This window comes from Candidatus Poriferisodalis sp., from assembly GCF_965208555.1.
Taxonomy (GTDB): Bacteria; Actinomycetota; Acidimicrobiia; order Acidimicrobiales; family Poriferisodalaceae; genus Poriferisodalis.
Genome location: NZ_OZ242342.1, coordinates 1390809 through 1412178 on the forward strand (window position 1 = coordinate 1390809; position 21370 = coordinate 1412178).

Annotated in this window: 11 protein-coding genes; all 11 read right to left on the reverse strand. The window is 69.9% G+C overall.

Features of this window, described 5'->3' with window-relative positions:
* Positions 1 to 27: 27 nt before the first annotated feature.
* The 11 genes from ACOGXE_RS06470 to ACOGXE_RS06520 all read right to left on the reverse strand — a co-directional run bounded on the left by ACOGXE_RS06470 (position 28) and on the right by ACOGXE_RS06520 (position 21338).
* Positions 28 to 1677 carry a S1C family serine protease gene (locus ACOGXE_RS06470; RefSeq protein WP_419933126.1) on the reverse strand — a complete coding sequence of 550 codons (1650 nt, stop codon included), beginning with the start codon at positions 1675 to 1677 and terminating at the stop codon, positions 28 to 30.
* Positions 1677 to 2714, reverse strand: coding sequence for a phosphotransferase family protein (locus ACOGXE_RS06475; RefSeq protein ID WP_419933127.1), 1038 nt, complete (start codon positions 2712 to 2714; stop codon positions 1677 to 1679). The genes ACOGXE_RS06470 and ACOGXE_RS06475 overlap by 1 nt, the downstream gene beginning before the upstream one ends.
* Positions 2711 to 3580 (reverse strand): 3-hydroxybutyryl-CoA dehydrogenase, encoded by an 870-nt coding sequence (locus ACOGXE_RS06480; RefSeq protein ID WP_419933128.1) that lies wholly within the window; start codon positions 3578 to 3580, stop codon positions 2711 to 2713. The genes ACOGXE_RS06475 and ACOGXE_RS06480 overlap by 4 nt, the downstream gene beginning before the upstream one ends.
* A 48-nt stretch (positions 3581 to 3628) precedes the next feature.
* Complete coding sequence (locus ACOGXE_RS06485; protein ID WP_419933129.1) at positions 3629 to 4030, reverse strand: cobalamin B12-binding domain-containing protein; 402 nt, start codon at positions 4028 to 4030, stop codon at positions 3629 to 3631.
* Between the two features lie 14 nt (positions 4031 to 4044).
* Complete coding sequence (locus ACOGXE_RS06490; RefSeq protein ID WP_419933130.1) at positions 4045 to 7749, reverse strand: adenylate/guanylate cyclase domain-containing protein; 3705 nt, start codon at positions 7747 to 7749, stop codon at positions 4045 to 4047.
* Between the two features lie 52 nt (positions 7750 to 7801).
* On the reverse strand, positions 7802 to 10342 hold the full coding sequence (locus tag ACOGXE_RS06495) for an ABC transporter permease (RefSeq protein ID WP_419933131.1): 2541 nt from the start codon (positions 10340 to 10342) through the stop codon (positions 7802 to 7804).
* 21 nt (positions 10343 to 10363) lie between these two features.
* Complete coding sequence (locus tag ACOGXE_RS06500) at positions 10364 to 12943, reverse strand: ABC transporter permease (RefSeq protein WP_419933132.1); 2580 nt, start codon at positions 12941 to 12943, stop codon at positions 10364 to 10366.
* 16 nt (positions 12944 to 12959) lie between these two features.
* Positions 12960 to 13718: an ABC transporter ATP-binding protein gene (locus tag ACOGXE_RS06505; protein WP_419933133.1), complete on the reverse strand. Its 759-nt coding sequence runs from the start codon at positions 13716 to 13718 to the stop codon at positions 12960 to 12962.
* A 74-nt stretch (positions 13719 to 13792) separates the two neighbouring features.
* Entirely contained in the window at positions 13793 to 18766 is a 4974-nt protein-coding gene (locus ACOGXE_RS06510; protein WP_419933134.1) for a DEAD/DEAH box helicase, read from the reverse strand.
* A gap of 105 nt (positions 18767 to 18871) precedes the next feature.
* Positions 18872 to 19075 carry a CDGSH iron-sulfur domain-containing protein gene (locus ACOGXE_RS06515; protein ID WP_419933135.1) on the reverse strand — a complete coding sequence of 68 codons (204 nt, stop codon included), beginning with the start codon at positions 19073 to 19075 and terminating at the stop codon, positions 18872 to 18874.
* Positions 19068 to 21338, reverse strand: a complete 2271-nt coding sequence (locus tag ACOGXE_RS06520) for a HelD family protein (RefSeq protein WP_419933136.1) — start codon at positions 21336 to 21338, stop codon at positions 19068 to 19070. Before ACOGXE_RS06520 ends, ACOGXE_RS06515 begins: the two co-directional genes overlap by 8 nt.
* Between the last annotated feature and the right edge of the window lie 32 nt (positions 21339 to 21370).

Genomic DNA, 21370 nt, shown 5'->3' on the forward strand with positions numbered 1-21370 from the left:
TCGCGGACCGCTGTGACACGCGCCGGATCAACTTTCGGTGTCCTCGGGAATGAACGAACCGAGCTCCAGTTCGACCTTCCGGAGCTTCCCGTCGTTGCCGATCACCCCCATCTCGACCCGATCCCCCGGCAGCCGCGCCAGGATCTCCAGCACGAGATCGTTGCTGGTGAGAATCTCGGTGCCTTCGAATTCGATGATCACATCACCAGGCTCGATGCCTGCCCGCTCGGCAGCCTCCCCCGGGTCGACGCCCACCACGAGCGCCCCGGAGGTGACCTCCGGCAGCAATTCGATGCCCGAGAACGGGTCGTCGGGGTCGGGGCCGGGCTCGACGGTTTCCGGGCCGCCGTCGCCGAGCTCCCCGCCTGAGTCATCTTCGGGCGCCTGTTCGGGCGTCTCGTTGGCGGCAATGAAGTCCTCCACCGACGTGACGCGCACGCCGAGGTATGCCTTGGCCTGCACGACGCCCTCGAGCAGCTGATCGATGATCGGGCGGGCATGATCGATCGAGATCGCGTAGCCAATGCCTTCGGCGATGCCACGGTTGGTTGACGACAGGGCCGGAATCGCCGTATTGACGCCGATGACCTCGCCCGCCGCATTCACCAGCGGTCCACCGGAGTTGCCCGGATTGATGGCTGCGTCCGTCTGGATGAGCCGCACCAGCCTCGTGTCGTCCGGCAGCGTGATGTCGCGGTTGAGCCCGGACACGATGCCGGAAGTCACCGTGGGTTCGCCCACGATGCCGAGGGCATTGCCGATCGCAATCACCTCGTCCCCGACTTCCACGCCTTCAGTGGAGCCAAGGCGGACTGCCGGCAACCCGTCCCGGTCAACCTTCAGCACGGCGAGATCGCGGGTCGGGTCGCTGGCGACGACCTCGGCGGGCAGCAGCTCGCCTCCGAACAGCCGCACCTCCACCGTCTCGGCATCCCGGACGACGTGTTCATTGGTGACGATGTGGCCGTCCGCCGCCACTATGAAGCCCGAGCCCCCTCGGCCCGGGTTCTCGGCGGTCGGGGCGTTCACGATGACCACGGATTCCTGGACTGCCTCGAGGACAGCCTTGATGTTGATGCCCTCGATGCGACTGCCCAGCGGCGCCCCCGGCTCGCTTGACTCGCCGGCGAGCATCTGTGCCCAGATGTCGGCAAGAAGATCCGGAGAGAGGTCAACCGAACCGTCGCCTGACTGGGCGCCGGACCCGCCATCTGGAGAGGTGCCGAACAGGTTGGAGTTGGCGAGCACCTGGCTCCAGAAGTCGGCATCGCCGGTGGAACCCTCGGGCGGCGTCGCTTGGGCCGCGGTGTTGTCGTCACTGGCAGCGTCGTCTGCGACACCAGCGCCGATCGCTTCTTGTTGAGAGATGTTGCTGTCGGCCTCGGCTTGCGCGGATGAGTCGAATGCCGCGGCTTGGGCATTCGTCGGCGCAGCAGTGTCGGGGCTGTCGTCACCGGCGAGCACGATGACCAGGAGCAACCCGGCCGTCAGTGCCCCGATGAGCGCCCCTACCGCACCCGCAATGCCAACCAGCAGGCACCCGGGCCGCCGCGTTGATCCGCTGGTCGGGCCGCTGCGCTGGACCGCCGAACCCGCCGCCGGCTCGGCTGCGGCAGCGGCAGGCATGCCGGTCGCCCGGTCGTCAGATTCGACTGGGGTCCGGTCCTGCTCGGCCATCAGCGAACGGCAAGCCGCTCGGCAGCGCTCGTCGACAGAAAATCCACGTTCTCGCGGAACTGGTCCGTGTCGGTTTCCTCGGCGTCAGCCATCGCCCCGCGCAGGTACCGGTTCAGCACTCCCTCCGATATAGCAGCCAGACGCCAGTACGAGAACGCGCGGTAGTAATCGACTTGAGACAGGTCGCGCCCCGACGCGTCGGCATACCAGTCCAGCATCTGGCTGCGGGTCGCGAACCCGCCGGCCTGCGTGGGTGCCGACGTGCCCGCCGACAGCTCATCGGGCGACACCCAGTTGTTCATCAGGTAGCCCACGTCGGCCATCGGGTCGCCGAGCGTGCACAGCTCCCAGTCGAGCACCGCCACGATCTCCCCGGCACCCGAGATCATGTTCCCCAGCCGGTAGTCCCCATGAACAATCGCCGAGCCGATCTGTTCGGGCTTGCGGGCCTCCAGCTCGGCGGCCACGTCATCCATGATCGGCAGCTCACGCGTCTTGGACTGCTCCCACTGGCGCTTCCAGCGACGCAGCTGCCGGCCCAGGTAGTCCTCCCGCCGCCCCAAGTCGCCCAGCCCCACATCGTCAGGCTCGATCGCGTGCAGCTCAGCCAGCACATCGGCCACCCGGCGGCTCAGCGGCACCCGTTCGCCGTCAGGCACCAGCGCCGACTCGTCCGCCGAGTGCAGCACCGCCCCGTCCTCGTAGCTCATCACGTAGAACGGCGCCTCGTTCACCCCCTCGTCAGTGCACAGCGCGATCGCACGCGGCACCGGCACATCGGTGCGCCCCACACCGGAGATGATCTTGTGCTCACGGCCCATGTCGTGCGCCGTGGCCAGCACATGACCCAGGGGCGGCCGCCGCAGCACCACCGACGAGCCATCGCCGCAGTGCACCCGGTACGTCAGATTCGAACGCCCACCCGCGATCAGCTCAAAGCGAAGCGGCTGGACGGCCTGCGGCACATGGGCGGCAAACCACTCGCTGACCGCAGGGGCGTCGATTCCCGCCGGCACCTCGTCGCCAGCCGGAGTCATCCGTAGGTGTAGAAGCCCCGGCCGGTCTTGCGCCCCAGCAGCCCGGCGTCGCACATGCGGCTGAGCATCGGCGGCGGGGCGTAGAGCTGCTCGCGGAACTCCTCGTACAGCGACTCTGCCACCGCCAGCGTCGTGTCCAAGCCGATCAGGTCGCACAGGGCCAGCGGGCCCATTGGGTGGTTGCAACCCAGCACCATGCCGGCGTCGATGTCCTCGGTGGAGGCGAAGCCCGATTCGAGCATCCGGATCGCCGACAGGATGTAGGGGATCAGCAATGCGTTCACCACGAACCCGGCCCGGTCCTGGCTGTCCACCACACGCTTGCCCAGCCGTTCGGACGCGAAGTTCCGGCACCGCTTGGCGGTGTCCTCCGCAGTCAGCAACGACGAGATGACCTCCACCAGTCCCATCACCGGGACCGGATTGAAGAAGTGCATGCCGATGACCTGAGCCGGCCTGTCAGTGGCCATCGCCAGCTTCATGATCGGGATGGCGGAGGTGTTGGAGGCCATCACGGCGTTGGGATCGTCGAGCACCTTGGACAGCCGGCCGAACACGTCCAGCTTGGCCGCCTCGGCCTCCACGATCGCCTCGATCACGAACTCCCGGTCGGCCAGCTCGTCAAGATCGAGGCCGAAGGACATGGCGCCCAGCGCCGCTTCCCGCCCCGCGTCGTCGAGCTTGCCGGCGTTGACCGCCCGGTTCAGGCTCTTCTCGATGCGGGCCATGCCGGCTGCGAGCGCATCCTCGTCCACCTCGACGACCCTGACGTCGCATCCGCTGCGGGCAGCGACTTCGGCGATGCCGGACCCCATCAGGCCGCAGCCGACCACCCCTACCCGTTCAATGGCACCGTTGCTAGACACGCAGGGCAATCTACCGGTCTGCGTGCGCCGGGTCCCGGGCGAGCAGGTTCAAGCCGTCTGCTGGGAGCGCTCGATGGCGTCGCTCACAGCGGCCACCACCTCGTCGGCCGTCGCGCCGGGTGTCAGCACCGCCGCCATGCCCGCCTCGCGCATCGCCTCGAGATCGCCGTCGGGCACGATGCCGCCGAGGATCACCGGGATGTTCTCGGCGCCGGCCTCGCGCAGACGCTGGGTCACCAGCGGCATCAGCGCCTCGTGGGCGCCAGAGAGCATCGAGATGCCGATGGCGTCGACGTCCTCGTCGACGGCGGCCGCCACCACGCTCTCAGGCGTCTGGAACAGGCCGGTGTAGATCACCTCGAAGCCGGCGTCGCGCAGCATCCGGGCCACCACCTTGACCCCGCGGTCATGCCCGTCCAGACCGAGCTTCGCAACCAGCACCCTTGACATCGCAGCGACCCTAGCTACTGGTCCATCAATCCGGGGAAGGGGATGGCCTCGGGCAGCGGACCGCTGATCACCGGCGCTGCGGCCTCCAAGCCGGCGGCGAGCCGAAACGCCGTCTCCCAGCCAGTCGGCCGCGCCCCGAGCTGGGCGATCGCCACCTCCGCCTCCGAGCGCAACGCAGCAGTGTCGGGCGCATCGAACGACTCATGACCGATGGCGCGGGCGAGGCGCACGACGGTCTGGCTGAGGCGGCTGTCGGTGGCGTCGTTCAGAATCATCACCTGCTCGAACGCCGCCTCCATCGCCGGCAGGTCCGCGTCACGGGCGTGTGCGAGAGCCCGTGCCACCAGGGCGTTGCGCACGTCCACGTAGGTGCCCGTGCCGCTGGCCATGGCGAAGCGGGACTGCTCGAGCGCATCGACCGTGCGCCCGGCGGTGGCATAGGCGATGGCAAGACACGAATGCAGGTAGGTGGACGGCAGGTCGGCGGTCGGCACAGCCTCGAGCGCATCGATCGCGTCGTGCGGGTGGCCGAGCTGCGCCAGGGCAAGCCCCAGCGAGACGTCAAGGTCGCGCTGGCCGATCACCGCGGCCTCGCCGGGACTGAACCCCGACTCGTGCTGCCGCGGACTCTCGGACTGTTCCCAGCCGGCACGGGCCAAGTCCTCGGTGACCATCTCGGGCTGGCCCATCTGCACCGCCGCGCCCGCCCGCACCGCCCGGGCGAACCCCTCCAGCGGACGGCCCGGCATGTCGCTCGCGCGCTGCAGGCACTCGGCCAGCATCGCCCGGCTGCGCTGCAGCTCGCCGACGGCCGCGTAGGCCCGGCCCAGCAGCCCCAGCGCCTGCACCTCGCCGAAGTCGCTGTGCACGTCCCGGAAGACCTGCTCAGCGGCCTTCGCCCGCTCGACGGCTTCCGCCGCCTGGCCCGACCACAGGCTGAGCGACCCCAGCAGCAGGTCCATCATGGCCTCGGTGAACCGCTCGCCCCGCTCGTGGGCGATGCCATGTACCGAGCGGGCCAGCTCCTCGGCCTCGTCCCGCTCGCCCGAGTGGAAGCGCAGGAATGCCAGCAGGCCCTCGGCGGTGGCCAGCCCGACCGTGTCGCCGAGATCGCCGAACCGCTCGATTGCCGTCGTGAGGCGCGCTCCCGACTCGGCGATCAGGCCCTGCTCGAACGACAGCCACGCAAGGTTCTGCAGGCACCACGCCACCCCGCTCTCATCGCCGAGATGCGCGAACGTGCCATTGGCCTCGTTGATGTACCGGTCGGCGCGGGCGTATTCCCCGGCTCGCAGCGCCGCCAGCCCCCGCAGCCGCAGCGACTCGGCCGCCTCGCGCACCTCGCCCTGGGTGCGGAACTGGTCCAGCGCGTCGGCGAGCAGCTTGTCGGCAGCGGCGTGCTCGTCATCGGCCAGCGCAACCTCGCCCAGCACCCGCAGCCCGTGCGCTGCCGCCATCCGGTCGCCGTTCAGCGTGGCGAGCGCCCGGGCCAGCTCGGCATCGGCATGGGCACCGTGCAACTCGCCCAGCCGCAGGCGCGCCGAGGCCCTGCCCAACGACATGTCGATGAGCCGCGGGTCGGCGTCGCCGAGCATCTCGATGGCTCGCCGGTAGAACTGCGCCGCGGCGTAGTGGCTGTCGCGGGCGGCGGCCCACTGCCCGGCCCGACCCAGCCATTCGATCGCCACCTCGGTCATCCCGCCTTCGAACACGTCGCCGTCGCCGTCGCCGCCCTTGCTGCCCACGCCTGCAGCCGACTTGCCTGCGGCCGTCTGCCCGGCGTCGGCCCCCAGCTCCACTGCCGAGGCGAAATGATCGGCGATCACCCCGACCGAATCGGCGGCGGGATCGTCCCGGTTCTGCGCCAGCCACAGCGCCACATCGAGATGCCGTTCGGCCCGGTCAGTCTTGGTGAGCATGCTGTAGGCCACATCGCGCACCACGTCGCTGCGGAACGTCCAGGCATCCGCCTCGCTGGTGAAGATGTCCTTGTCGACCAGCCGCTGGAAAGTGGCCGGGTCGCCCTCGGCGCTGGTCGTCGGGTTCGTGGCCGACGTCATCTCCAGCAGCTCGCTGATGGAGCCGCCGCCGCCGAGCACCGACGCAGCGTCCACCAGCCGTCGCTCGGGGGAGCTCAGCGTGTCGAGGCGGGCGGCCACCAGTCCCCGCAGGGTGTCGGGCATCTCCGCCAGCGATCGCTCCTCATGATCGGGACGGGCACCGGGCCCCACCACGCCCGACTCCCGCAGCAGCACGCACATCTCCTCGAGGAAGAACGGGTTGCCGCCGCTGCGCTCGTAGAGCTGATCGGCCAGGTAGGCGGGAACGCTGCCGCCCAGCAGCTCGGCGGCCAGCTCTGCGGTGGCCTCGCGGCTGAGCGGGTCGAGGTTCAGCACCACGGTGCTGTGACGGCCCGGCGGCACCGTCCAGCGCTGCTCGTCCACGTTCCACCGGGCCGTGGTGATGACCACGAACGGCTGGGTCGCCAGCGCTGCCAGCAGCTGCTCGAGCACGCTCAGCAGCCGCTCCTCTGCCCAGTGCACGTCGCTGAGCAGCAGCACCACGGGCTGGCGCTGCGTCAGCGCTCCCAGGAAGCGGCGTAGGGAGCGGAACGTGGCCTCGGCCCGCCACTCGATCTCGGCCGGGTCGCCGCTGCCCACCCGGCCCAGCACGGCGAGCACGACATCGGTGATCTCGTCGATCTCCTCGTAATTGACCGCGCTGTTGGCGCCGTTGTCAGAGCGCAGCACATCGGCCACCAGCGACGAGACCCGTCGGGTGGCCACCACCGTCGAGTCGCCGGCGCCGACGTCTGCCGCGGCTGCGATGGCATCGCCCAGGCAGCGCAGCGGGTTGGTCTCGTCGTAGGGCAGCGCCATGCTCTCGAGCACCATGGCGTCGTGGCGTTCGGTGGCGCCCTGGGCCGCTTCTCGGGCCAGGCGTGTCTTGCCCATGCCGGCCTCACCCACGATCTGGCACAGTCCCGCACGCCTGCGGGCCACCGCCGTGTCGATCGCCGTCTCCAGCAGGGCATGTTCCAGGTCGCGCCCCACCAGCGGCGAGAGCGTGGCGCTGCGGTGACGGCCCGGCGGCGCCAGCTCGCCGCTGGCCAGGTACACCGGCACCGGCTCGTCACGCCCCCGCAGGCCGATCTCGCCCCGGGGCGTGTAGTTGACGATGCCGACCGTGGCGGCTTGGGTCGTGGGCCCCACCAGCACCTCGCCCGCCTCGGCCAGCGTCTCGAGGCGGCTCGCGATGTTCACCGTGTCGCCCATGGCCGTGTAGTCGCCGCCCGCCCGCAGCGCCCCCACCAGCACCTCGCCGGTGTTGATGCCGATGCGGATCTGCAGGCCGAGGCCGCGCTCGGCGTTGAACGCCTCCAGCGAGCGCTGCATGCGGAACGCAGCCCGCAAGGCCCGCTCGGGGTCGTCCTCGTGAGCCGTCGGCGCGCCGAACAGCGCCAGGATCGCGTCGCCGATGATCTTGTCGACGGTGCCCCCGAACGCGGTGACATCGGCCACGAGCCGCTGGAAGCACTGGTCGATGAGATGCTTGATTTCTTCGGGGTCAGCGGCCTCGCTCATCGAGGTGAACCCGACGAGATCGGCGAACAGCACCGTGACGACGCGGCGTTCCTCGGTCTGCACAAGCAGGTTGCCGCAGCTCGGGCAGAAGCGTGCGCCCTGCGGTACCTCAGTAGCGCACGCAGGACACGTCATCGCGGCATTCTAGAAACGGTGCCTCAATCCGGCTGAAACTGGCTGAAATCGGTCACTCGTGGCCGATGGCGTCCAGGATGTCCATGCGGCCGGCCCGGCGGGCGGGCAGCACTGCGGCCAGCAGGCCTGCCAGCCCGGCAGCGACCACGTAGATGGCGAGGGTTCCGAAGGGCACGTCCACAGTGGTGATGAACGAGTCCGGTGTGGCCAGCGAGCCCGCCACGCCGAGGATCATGCCGACCACCACGCCCATCAGGCCGCCGAAGGTGGCCACGATGGCCGCCTCCCAGCGCACGGCGCGCCGCAGCTGGCGCCGGGTCATGCCCACGGCTCGCAGCAGGCCGATCTCGCGGGTCCGTTCGAACACCGACAGCGCCAGCGTGTTGGCGATGCCGACCAGCGCGATCACGAACGACAGGCCCAGCAGCACGGTGATGACGGCGAAGATCGAGTCGACCAGGTCCTGGTTGGCCTGCCGGAACTCGACCCGGTTCTCGCCGATGACGCCGGGGTAGCGGGCGGTCACCTCGGCGACGGCGGCCTGGCTGCGCTCGGTTGAGTCAGCCGCGACTGCGGTGCCGAAGCGGTAGTCGCGGCGGCCGAAATGCTGTTCCCACAGGGCGTTGTCGATCAGCCAGTTGCCGTAGATGGCGGCGTCGGTGAACACCGCCACCACCGTCAGGGTCACGGTCTCGTTGTTCGGAAACGTCGCCGCCAGCGTGTCGCCGACGGCCACGCCGAGGTCGGTGGCGGGGTCCACGTGCAACGCGATGCCGCTGAGCGGATCACCGCTCGCGATGCGGCCGGCGATCACATCGCCGTCCATGTGGTGGGCCACGGTGTCGAAGTCGGCGGTGACGACGTCACGAACCTCGCCGCCCACCACCATGCCGCCGAATGCCACCCGGTAGCCGACGACGCTCTCGATCTCGTCGCGGTCGTCGAGGTCGTCGAGGACCTGCGCCGGAAAGCCTGTCGCAGGATCGAACGGCGATGCCTCGCTGCGGACGAAGTAGTCGGCTCGCACGGCGTCGCTGAGGACGTCGGCGATGGTGTTGCTCACCGAGGCGCCCACGACCGACACCGTCGCCATCAGCGTGACGCCGATCATGAGGGCCCCCGCAGTGGACGCAGTGCGCCGAGGATTGCGAGCCGCGTTCTCGCGTGCGAGCTTGCCCGGCGTCCCGAACATGGCCTCGATGGGCCGTCCGAGCAGCCGGACTACCGGCCGAGCGATCGCCGGACTGCTGACGTTGATGCCCACGAAGGCCACGAGCGCGCCGACGCCCGTCAGCGCCAGAACCGCTGCGGTGCTGCCGACGCCAGCCATGCCCAGCGCCAGGCACACCACGCCGATGGCGGTGATTGCGCTGCCCACGGCCACCCGGCGACGCCACCCGCTGCGCTCGATGCGGTAGTCATGCGCCAGCGCAGCGATCGGCGTGATGCGCCGCGCCCGCATGGCCGGCACGATCGAGGCGACCATCGTGACGCCCAGCCCGATCACCACGGCCAGCACGACGGTGCGCGGCCGCAGCACCAGGGGCCCTGACGGCAGGCCAAAGCCGCTCGCACGGATGATCGCTCTCATCAGCACGCTCACCGCCATGCCGACGGCGATGCCGATCGCCGTGCTGAGCAGTCCCACCACCGCCGACTCGACCACGATCGAGCGCGACACCTGCTTGGGCGTGACGCCGATGGCCCGCCACAGCCCGATCTCGCGCACGCGCTGGGTCAAGACGATCTGGAACGTGTTGTTGATGATGAACGCCGACACGAACACGGCGATGAAGGCGAACACCAGCAGGATGGAGGTGAAGATGTTCAGGACGCTCTGGAACTGCTCGGTCTGCTCCTCGGCGGCAATCTCCTGGGTGATCACCTCGTAGTCCTGACCCAAGGTCCCGATAGCCGACTGCACCTCGGCCACATCGGCGCCGGCCTCGACCAGCACCCGTATCTCGATGAGCTGGTCACCGAAGCCCAGGAACTGCTGCGCCGTGTCGTTGTCGAACACCGACATCGTCTGCCCGAGGCTGGTGTTGGCGTCCGGTGATCCGAAGTTGAAGATGCCGACCAGTTCGAAGGGCTCCGCGCGGACCGGGCCGTTGATGGTGTAGGTCTCGCCGACCTGCAGGTTGTTGCCCGCCGCCGTCGTCGCGTCGACGACGAATTCCTGACCTTGCGGCGAGCGCCCCTCGATGATGAAGAAGACCCGTGACGAGAAATTCATGCCCAGCGCGGGCGGGCCTTGGGGCCGGATGGCGTTGCCGTCGCCGTCGACAATGACCACGTTGCGTGCCTGCACCGTGCCGGCAACCTCGGCCACCCCGTCGACGGCCGCGATTTGACCGAGTAACGAATCGGGCACAGTCGGCCGGTCGGCCTCGCTGCCGATCTCCTGGCGGGCCCGCACCGTCAAGTCGGTCTCGCCGGCGATGTCCTCTGCCAGGTCGCCGAACGTCGAGCGCAGGCTGTCGGTGAGCGCGAAGGTGCCCACCACGAACGTCACGCCGATCACCACCGACAGCGTCGTGAGCGCGAAGCGGATCTTCTTGTCGAGAAGGTTCCGCAGGGCCAGCTTCAGCACTGCTTCACCCCGAGATCCCCGCTACTCGTCGGCGATGGCGTCGAGGACGTTCATCCGGCTGGCCCGGAATGCGGGGAACAGCGCGGCGATCAGACCGAACACCACGGAGATCAGCAAGAAGAACACGATCTGGCCGACCGGCGCTGACACGCCGTCGATGATGTCGGCGGGGATCGCGGTGGCAGTGGCGACGCCGAACGCCGCGCCCAGCACCACGCCCACCACCGCGCCGTACAGCGACACAGCGGCGGCCTCCCAGCGGATCATGCGCCGCATCTGTCGGCGGGTCATGCCGACCGCACGCAGCAGCCCGATCTCGCGGATGCGCTCGAACACCGACAGGGTGAGCGTGTTCACGATGCCGACCAGCGCGATCAGCAACGCGAAGCCCAGGAACACGTTCACCAGCACGAGCACGGTGTTGAGGTTGGACTCGATGCTCTCCTGGAACTCCTGGCGGTCCTCCAGCACGGCCTGCGGGTAGCCGTCCAGAACCTCGTCGATGGAGGCGCGGGCAGCCTCGGGGTCGTCAATGGCCGATTGCACCATAACGACGTCGTCGAACGCACTCGTCGCCACTCGTGCGTGCAGCGCGCTGTCGATGAACCAGTTGCTCCAGAATCCGCTGCCGTCGAAGATGGCGGTGACCGTGGTCGTGATGCGGTCGCCGCTGACGAAGGTCAGATCGACCTGATCCCCGAGTGCGAGGCCGTCGTTGTCGGCAACGTCGCTGTGGATCATCAGTCCCGTCAGGGGATCGAAGCCGCTCAGGTCGCCCTCGGTCACATCGATGTTGATCACCTCGTGGAGATCTTCGATGCGCGCCGCCGTCAGGGTGGTCTCGATCACGGTCGGAACCCCCAACGCATCCGCTTCGATCTGCACGAGGTCGAAATCGAATCCCACCGGGGTGCCGATGCCGGCAGCACGGATATCGGAGCTGAGCGTCTTGGGCAGCCCCGCCTGCGTGTTCGCCGTGACGATGAAATCGGCAGTGAAGGCGCTGGAAAGGCGCTCGCCGAAGGACACCTTGAGGGACTGGCCCACGATCGACACCATGGTGACCAGCGCCAGGCCGATCGTGAGCGCGACCGCAGTGGCAGACGTACGCCGTGGGTTGCGGGCAGCATTGGCACGGGCCAGCCGGCCCGAGATCGGCATGATCCACACCAGCGGCCGCGCCAGCAGCGACACCACCGACCGGGCCACAAGCGGACTCAGCACCGACACCGCCACGAAGGTGATCGCGGCACCGGCGCCGAGCGTCGTGAGCTGCGGTGTCGCACCGTCGAAGTCGAAGAACAGCCCCATGCCCGTCAGCACCAGACCGATCGCCAGCAGCAGGCCGCCGCTTGCCAGCCGCTTCCAGCCGAGGCTGGCACGCTCGTCGCTGGTGGAGCCCTCCGCCAGTCCCGCCACCGGCGAGATGCGCGAAGCCTTGATCGCCGGTACCAGCGACGCCGCCACGGTGAAGCCGACACCCACCACGAGGGCCCACAGCACGGTGCGCAGCGTCAGCGGCAGCGCGCCTCCAGGCAGCGAAGCCCCCAGCGCGTTGAACAGGCCCTTCAGCCCGAGCGCGCCCAGCATGCCCAGACCCAGTCCGGCCACCGAGGCGACGATGCCGATGATCGCCGACTCGGTCAGCACCGACCTCCGCACCTGCTGGGGCGTGGCGCCGACAGCACGCAGCAGCGAAAGCTCTCGCACGCGCTGGCCCAGCACGATGTTGAACGTGTTGGAGATGATGAACATGCTCACGAACAGCACGATGAACGCGAACACCAGCAGGATCGTCTGGAACGGCCCGATGAACGTCTCGGTGGCGTCGCTGAACTCCTCGACGGAATCCTCCGCTGTGAGGACTTCGATGCCGTCGGGCAGCACGGCTTCGATGCGGCTGCGCACCTCGTCGATGTCCGCTCCCGCCTCAGCCCGGGCGTTGATCTGAGTGAACTCGCCGGGATAGCCCAGCACCTCTTGGGCGGTCGGGGTCTCGAACAGCGAGAAGATGGCGCCGATGCCGGCGTTCTCGGGGAAGCCGAACTGTGCCGTTCCCGTCAGGGTGAACTCACGCGGGCCGGTGGGCGTGACCACCTGGTAGGTGCCGCCGATCTCGAAGTCGTAGCTGTCGTCTCCGTAGGTGGTGACGTCGATGGCGAACTCGTCGCCGCCGACCGGCCAGCGGCCGTCGATCAGGAAGAACTGCGACAGCGACTCGTCCTCAAGCCAGTTGCCACCCGCCACCGGCGGCCCGAAGGTGGTGACGGCCTCACCGTTGCCGTCCACCGGGATCACGCCGTCCACGAACAGCCCGCCCTTGGCGATCGCCACGCCGTCGACCGCTGCGATGTCGTCTACGAGATCGGCGGGCACCGCGGGTGATACGGCGTCGGTGATGTCGCCGAATGAGAGCTCGCCCCGAATGGTGTAGTCGGTGCCGGTGTTGATGTCTTCGGCCAGCCGGTCGAAACCCGAGCGCAGCGAGTCGGCGGTGACGAAGGCCGCCACCACGAAGGCCACGCCGATGACGATGGTGAGCGCAGTGAGCGCGAACCGGATCTTGTGGGCCAGCAGCGATTTGATGCCGAGTCGCAGCATGGGAGTCGGGTGCCGGCTAGGCGCCGAGTTGGTTCATGTGTGCACGGATGCGCTCGGGCGTCGGGTCGTCGATCTCGTCGACGATCTTGCCGTCGACCAGGAACACCACCCGGTCTGCGTACGACGCCGCCATCGCGTCGTGGGTCACCATCACGATGGTCTGGCCCATCTCGTCGGTGGCGTTGCGCATGAAGCCCAAGATCTCGGCGCCGGTGTTGAGGTCGACGTTGCCGGTGGGCTCATCGGCGAAGATCACCTGCGGCTGGCCGGCCAGCGCCCGTGCCACCGCCACGCGCTGCTGCTGCCCGCCCGACAGCTCGCTGGGCCGGTGCTTGAGGCGGTCGGCCAGACCGGTGGCCCCGATCACGTCGTCGATCCAGGCGGTGTCGCCCTTGCTGCCGGCGAGGTCCATCGGCAGCATGATGTTCTCGATGGCGGTCAGCGTCGGCACCAGGTTGAACGCCTGGAACACGAACCCCACGTTGTCGCGGCGCAGCAGCGTGAGGTCGCGTTCGGACAGCGTGGACAGGTCGGTCTCGCCGATGAGCACCTGCCCCTCGGTCACCCGGTCCAGTCCCGCCATGCAGTGCATGAGCGTGGACTTGCCAGAGCCCGACGGCCCCATGATGGCGGTGAACTGGCCGCCGGCGAACGTGACGTCGATGGCGTCGAGCGCCCGCACAGCGGTGTCGCCCGAGCCGTAGATCTTGGTTGCCGCAATGGCTTGTGCGGCTGCTTGCGTGGGCGGAGCCGCGACAGTCGCCGAATCAGACACAGAGCCTCCCAAGGGGTTGCCGGCCAGCGCGCAACTCTACGCATGCCCGGCCTGCGCTCACGTTCAGGTTTTTCTCAGGTTCGCAGCGTGGGGCCGCGGTAGCCGGGGGTGAAGCCGTGCTCGATGAGCAGGTCGTGAATCGGGTGCTCGGCGGCGTCGGTGCCGTCGATGCGGCCCAGTTCGACCCGGGCCAGGCGCCCGGCGGCGAGCCCGTCGCGCAGCGCCTCGATCCAGCGCAGGTCGGCGGCGGCGTGTTCGAAGGTGTGCAGCGTGCGCCCGCCCCGGTCCAGCATGACGAGCGGGACGCCGTCGGCCAGCACCACCTGGCCGCCGGCCGTGCGGCTGGGCCGGCCGTCGCTGGACGGCCAGGCGAGCGCGGCGCCGTAGGGCTGCGCCGGATCAGCCGCTGCCAGCAGCACGATGTCGCCAGTGCCCTCCCAGTAGTCGCGCAGCCGCTCCACCGCGGCCGCAGTGGCGAACTGCGCAGCGCCGAGGCCCTCGGTGAAATGGCCGCGGCGCACGCTGCCCCGCTCCTCGAGTGCCCGCAGGATGCCATAGGCCGCTGCGAAGCCTCCCGGGTGGCCCTCGGCCAGCACGCCCGGGCGGGTGACGACGCCATGACGTTCGAGCAGCGCCTGCGCAGCGCCGTGGGCACGCTCGGTGGGCGACGGTGCCGGTTCGCGCAGCAGCGAGGTGAGCGACCAGCGGCCCGCCGCACTCGGCGGGCCCCCCGTGCGCAGCCGGCCCGGACGTCGTCGGGCTGGGCTCGAGCGGGTGAGCACGCCCGAGCGGCCCCGTCGGGCGCCCGGGCGCCCTGAGCCTGCGGATCGGCGGGCTGTACTGCGCGAACGCTGAGCGCCGCGGCGTGGGCCCAGCGCTCGCAGCGGCGCGAGCGTGTCGTTCGTGACAAGTCCCACCCACACCAAGTCCCACAGCGCCGTGAGCAGCCGCTCGGACAGGTTGGACACATCGGCGGGTTCGTCGCCCGAGATCGCGGCGTGCACCGCCGCGAGCAGGTCGGGCCAGAAGGCGGCTCCGCGTTCGCTGAGGTGAGCGAGCACTGCTGCAGACATCGGGTCGCCGGGTGCGTCGTCGGGCGGCGGCGCCAGGGTGGCGACCTCGTCGCGCCAGTAGAGCCGGACCCGGCCGTCATTGGGACCGAGCGAGCCCGCACCGATCCACACCAGCTCACCGCTGGCCAGCAACCCGTCCAGATCGGCGCCGCTGTAGTGGACCAGTCGGGCGGGCAGCACATCGGTTTCCAGGATCGATGCCGCCACCGGCGCGCCCGCGAGCTGCGTGATGGCGTCGGCGAGCGCGTCGGCGCCGCGCCGCGGCCGGTCGATGCTGTGCCACGCAGCCAGGAACCGGGCGTACGCCTCTGGCGGCACCGGCTCCACCTCTTGGCGGAGCCGTGCGAGCGAGCGCCGCCGCACCGTTCGCAGCACCGACGTGTCGCACCATTCGGTGCTCGTGCCATCGGGCCGGAACGCCCCCCGTGTCACCCGGCGCGCCGTCTCCAGGCGGCTGAGTGCCGCAGTCACCCGGACTGCCGGGATGCCCCAGCGCAGCGCAGCAGCCTCGGCCTCGAACGGTATGTGCGTTGCCGCGAAGCGAGCTACCAGCTCATCCAAGGGATCGGTGCCCTCGACCAGCACGTCGTTCATGAACGCCGCTGGCAGTCCGACGGGCAGGGCACAGCCCAACGCGTCCCGGTACCGCGCCGCGTCCTCTACGGCCACATACCGGACTTCGCCTGCGATGCGCAGCTCGACGGCCCGGCGCTCGGCCAGCAGGTCGGCCAGCCAACCCTCACCCGGGGCACTCGGTTCGCACCTGTACGACAGCTCCTCGGCGGTGAGGTCGCCGACGCGGGCCAGCACGTCGGCGAGCTCGTCGGCGCTGCGAGCCCGGCGCCCGTCTGCGAGCCGCTGCAGCTCCAATTCGAGCTCTGCCAGAACCTCAGCGTCGAGCAGCTCGCGCAGCTCCTCGGCACCGAGCAGATCGGCGAGCAGATCACGGTCGAGCGCCAGCGCTGCGGCGCGGCGCTCGGCCAGCGGCGCATCGCCGCCGTACATGAACACTGCGATCCAGTCGAACAGCAGGCTCTGCGCCATCGGCGAGGCACCGTCGGTGTCCACGGTGACCATGCGGATCTTGCGGGACCTGATGTCGGTCAGCACCTCGGCCAGCGCCGGCACGTCGAACACCTCTTGCAGGCATTCCCGCGACGTCTCGAGCAGCATCGGGAAGCTCGGGTACTTGGCCGCAACCTCCAGCAATCCTGCAGAGCGCTGGCGCTGCTGCCACAGCGGCACCCGCTCGCCGGGCCGCCTTCGGGGCAGCAGCAGCGCCCGGCCCGCCACCTCCCGGAATCGGGAGGCGAACAGAGCCGTCGAGGGCAGATGACCGACGATGGCCTCGCGCACCTCGTCGGGATCGAGCGCCAGGTCGGTCGCATCCAGCACCGGCGCGCCGCCCGCACCCGGCGAGTCCCACGCAGACCCGTTGGGGGCCGCGCCATCGGGATCGTCCGGCGACCAGACATCGGGCAACCGCAGCACAATGCCGTCGTCGCTCCACAACAGTTCGACCCCGCCCATGCCGTCCGCGAGCGCGCCCCCGCTGTTCGCGCTCTGCTCGGCCAACTTGGCCTGCAACGCGATGCCCCACGGCGCATGCACCCGGGCGCCGAACGGGGTCAGGATGCAGATGCGCCAGTCGCCGATCTCGTCACGGAAGCGCTCCACCACGATCGTGCGGTCGTCGGGCACCGCTCCGGTGGCAGCCCGCTGGGCGTCCAGGTAGCGCAGCACGTTGACCGCCGCCGAGCGATCCAGGCAGTTCTCCCGCTGCAGCTGTTCGAGCAGCCGGGCAGTCGGCTGGGCGGCTTTGGACGCTCGACGCGGCGGCGCTGCCTCGCCGCCGTTCTCCGATGACGGCTCGATCGTCGCATCCGCGTCGCCGCGCCGGGCTGCGACCGCGGCGCGCTCCGCTTCGGCGTCGAGTTGCATCAGGTGGGATTCGAGATCTGCAGGCAGCCCGTCGCCGACCGTGCGGATGAACGCCCCCACGGCTCGGCCCAGCTCCAGCGGCCGGCCCGGCCCGTCGCCGTGCCAGAACGGCATCTTCCCCGGCTCGCCGGGCGCCGGCGTGACCACCACCCGATCGAAGGTGATCTCGGCGATGCGCCACGTCGACGCCCCCAGCAGGAACGTCTCGCCCACCCGGGCTTCGTACACCATCTCCTCGTCGAGCTCGCCCACGCGCGACCCGTCGGTGGTGAACACGGCGTACAGGCCCCGGTCGGGAATGGTGCCGGCGTTGGTGACCGCCAGACGGCCCGCCCCCTGGCGTGCCCGCAGCATCCCCGTGGTGCGGTCCCACACGATGCGCGGTCGCAGCTCGCGGAACTCCTCGGACGGGTAGCGACCGGCCAGCAGGTCCAGTACCGAGGCGAACACTTCCTCGCTGAGCTGCTCGTACGGCGCGGCACGCCGGATGACCGCCAGCAGATCCTCAACCGACCAGTCGTCTACCGCCACCATGGCCACGACCTGCTGAGCCAGCACATCGAGCGGCTGGCGCGGGAAGCGGATGGCCTCGATCTCGCCGGTGCCCATGCGCTGCGCCACCACCGCCGCCTCCACGAGGTCGCCGCGGTGACGGGGGAAGATCTTGCCCACGCTCGGCTCGCCCACCTGGTGGCCCGCCCGGCCGATGCGCTGCATTCCAGCCGCAACCGACGGCGGCGACGCTACCTGGATCACCAAGTCGACCGCGCCCATGTCGATGCCCAGCTCCAATGACGACGTCGCCACGATGGCGCGCACCCGCCCGGACTTCAGGTCGTCCTCGATGGTCAACCGCTGCTCGCGGCTGAGCGATCCGTGATGCGCCCGCACCAGCTCGGCGCCTTCGGGCGGTGAGGTGCCCTCGGCCTCGGCCGCTCGGTTCAGACCCTCCAGGTGAAGCTCGTTCAGCCGGGTGGCCAACCGCTCGGCCAAGCGGCGAGCATTCGTGAAGATGATGGTGGAGCGGTGCGCGTAGACCAGCGCCAGCAACCGCGGATGAATGGCCGGCCAGATGCTGTTGGAGTGCGTCTGCGGCGGTGCGACCGGGTCCGGTCGGGACTGCGTCTCGGGCGGTGCTGTCGCTGGAGGCGCCGCTGCGGGGGCCAGTGCTGCATCTGATGGAGCCACCTCGGGCGGCGCCGCGAAGTCGTCGTCGTGATCGACGCGAACGGCGCCATTCGGCGCAGCCCCGGCACTGGCAGCGGCCAGGTCGCCCATGTCGGACACCCCGACGATGACTTCCACGTCGAGCTGCTTGGTCATGCCCGCATCGGTGATCTCGACATGACGTGAATCGGGATGTTCCGGATCGCTGCCACCCAGGAACCGGGCCACCTCCGACAGCGGCCGCTGCGTGGCCGACAGCCCGATCCGCTGCGGCAGGCCGACCGTGTCACGTGTCAGCTCGCACAGCCGCTCCAACGACAGCGCCAAATGCGTGCCTCGCTTGGTGGCCGCCACCGAGTGGATCTCGTCAACGATCACCCACCGCACCCACCGCAGCGTCTCTCGCGCCTGCGAAGTGAGCATGAGGTACAGCGACTCAGGCGTGGTGATGGCGATGTCAGGCGGCCGGGTAACCAGCCGCCGCCGCTCGGCGGCGCTGGTGTCGCCAGTGCGCACCCCCACAGTCGGCACATGCACGTCCACGCCCAGCCGCTCCGCGGCCAGCGAAATGCCGGCCAGCGGCGCCCGCAGGTTCTTGTCGACATCCACAGCCAGCGCCCGCAGCGGCGACAGGTACAGCACCCGAGTGCGCTGCGCACGATCCGGCTCGGGCTCGCTCATCACCCGATCGATGGCCCACAAGAACGCGGCAAGCGTCTTGCCCGACCCAGTAGGAGCAGCAATCAAACAATGCCGCCCCTCCGAAATGCTCTGCCACCCAGAAACCTGGCACTCAGTAGGCGCCGCAAAAGTAGAAGCAAACCACTCAGCAGTAGGCGCAGTAAACGCCCCCAATGCCGGGTGCATCCGGGCCGAACTATCGCCGTCAGGGATCGGAGAAGCCATCCAGCGCCATTACTACTGCCCCGGTGTCACACCGACCCTCCGTAGCGGGCGCGCGCTAGGCGCGGATTAGCTAGGCGGGTTCAGTGTCCCATCGAACCCCTGGTTATGGCTGCCATCGCACATCGGCTTGGTGTTCGACTCACCGCACCGGCACAGCGCCACGACCGAGTCGCCGTCGGACAGCGTGTTCCCCTCGTGGTCCGCTACCTGGCACGGACCGCGGACCAGCAGCGGTCCGTTGTCCAGCACTGTCACCGTGACGTCAGCCATGTGAATCTCCCGAGCTCGCCTCGACCGCATCGGCATGTGCGGCAGTGCGGCCAGTGTTGCACGCCGCAGCCGCTGAGCGAAGCGGTTCGGGCAGCGGCCGCGACGACACCACTGCAACGCGCTTGGTGGCGCGGGTGAGCGCCACGTACAGCGCCCGCAGCCCCTGAGGCTCCTCGTCGATCATTGCGGCCGGCTCCACCACCACCACACCGTCGGTCTCCAGCCCCTTGCACAGCCGCACCGGCGCGAGGGTCACGTGCGGGTGCAGTGCTCCGGTGGCGTTGCGGCTCGCAGCGGTGGCGCGGCCGAAGTCCACGCCGGCGGCGGCCAGCAGTTCGGCAATGCCGTCCATGTGCTCAGCGGGCGACACCACCAGCATCGAGCCGCCGTCCAGCTCGGCCGCCTCCGAGACGACCGTGTCCAGCACCGCCTGCGCCACACCATTCGATGCGGCGACGAAGCGGGGCGGCGAGCCGTCGATGCGCACCGCAGCGGGCGGGGCCAGGCCGGGCGCGGCCGCGGCGAGCACTTGGTTGGCCAGCTCGAGGCTGGGCTGGGGGATGCGGTAGCTCAGCGTCAGCTCGGACAGCCGTGGCGCCACCGGCCCCGACGGCAGGTGAGCGAGGATCTCGTGCCAGCTCTCCGGCGCGTGGGCAGAGGTGGCCTGGGCGATGTCGCCGACCAGCGTCATCGAGCCGTTGAGCGACCGCCGGGCGATCATCCGCAGCGCCATCGGTGGCTGGTCCTGGCACTCGTCCACCACGATGTGGCCGTAGGTGCGCATCTCGGTGTCGCTGCGGCGCTTGCGCGAGCGCGAGCGGGGCCCAAGCACCGAGTAGGCCTCGTCCAGCACCGCCACGTCGGCATCGCTCCACTCGTAGTCAATCTCGCTGTCGCCGCGGGGCCGGTAGAGCTGCTCAGTCTCGGCATCGTCCAGCACCCCGTCGGCCGCCGACCGCAGCAGCGCGCGCGAGCCGTACAGATCGCGCAGCAGCTGTGCGGGCGTCAGCAGCGGCCACATGCGCTCGAACGCCGCCATGACGTCGGGATGGCGCGAGAAGCGCTCGCGCAGCTTGGACGGGTCGGGCCGGCGGCGGTGCGAGGCCGACATGGCCGAGTACACCGCCTGCTCCACGTAGGCGCGGCCGGCGTTGTGATGGCGGAAGCGGCGGCGGGCCTCGGCCACGATGGCGCGCGACGTGCTCGCAGCGAGCGTGACATAGCCGAGGCCGAACTCGAGGCGCAGGTCGTCGCGCAGCGGGCGCTGCCGGTCCCGCACGGCGTTCATCACCACGTTCGACATGCGGACGTCGCCCTTGATGCGTGCCACTTCGGGCCCCTCGGCCACGCGGATACGCACCTCGGGGAAGATCTCGTTGAACAGGTCGGCCAGCACGAACAGGTGCACGCCGGCTTCGCCCAGGCTGGGCAGCACCCGCTCGACGTAGCGCAGGAACAGCCGGTTGGGGCCCACCACCAGAACGCCCTGCCCGGCCAGCGGGAAGCGGTACGTGTAGAGCAGGTAGGCGGCGCGGTGCAGCGCCACGATGGTCTTGCCGGTGCCGGGGCCGCCCTGGCACACCAGGATGCCCTTGCGCGGGCTGCGGATGATCTCGTCCTGCTCGGCCTGGATGGTGGCCACCACCTGGCGCAGCTGGCCGTCGCGGCGCTGCTCGAGCGCGGCGTACAGCGCCCCGTGGCCGTTCAGCCGGGGGCCGTTGCCGCCGTTGGGGCCGCCGTCGAGCGCGTCGAGGTCGAAGATCTCGTCCTCGAGGTCGGCGAGCACGCGGCCGCGGCACACGAAGTGCCGCCGGCGCAGCAGTCCCAGCGGGTTGCCGCCGGTGGCGCGGAAGAACGGCTCCGCTATCGGGGCTCGCCAGTCCACCACGACGGGTTCCTGCCGCTCGTCGGCGACTGCGAGCCGGCCGATGTAGAAGGTCTCGCTGGGCCCGGTGGCATCGGGCACCTGCGCGTCCGCGCTGGTTTTTGCCGGGCTCGCCGCCGGTCCGATCGCTGCTGGGTTCGTCGGCGATTCTCGGTCGATGCGGCCGAACACCAGCGACGACGATCCGAGCTCGAGCTGGCTGAGCCGTCCCGCCACGGCGTCCTCGATGACGTCGCGCTCGAAGCGAGCCTGGCGGGTGCCGCCGCGGCCCACCTCGACCATCTCGCGCAGCCGTGTCGCCCGCTGCCGGGACGACTCCAGCAGCGCATAGGCGCGGTCGATATGGGCTTGTTCTGCCTGGATTTCCGGATGACTCACGCTTGGCCTGTCACCGTGGTGGGGAACCAATC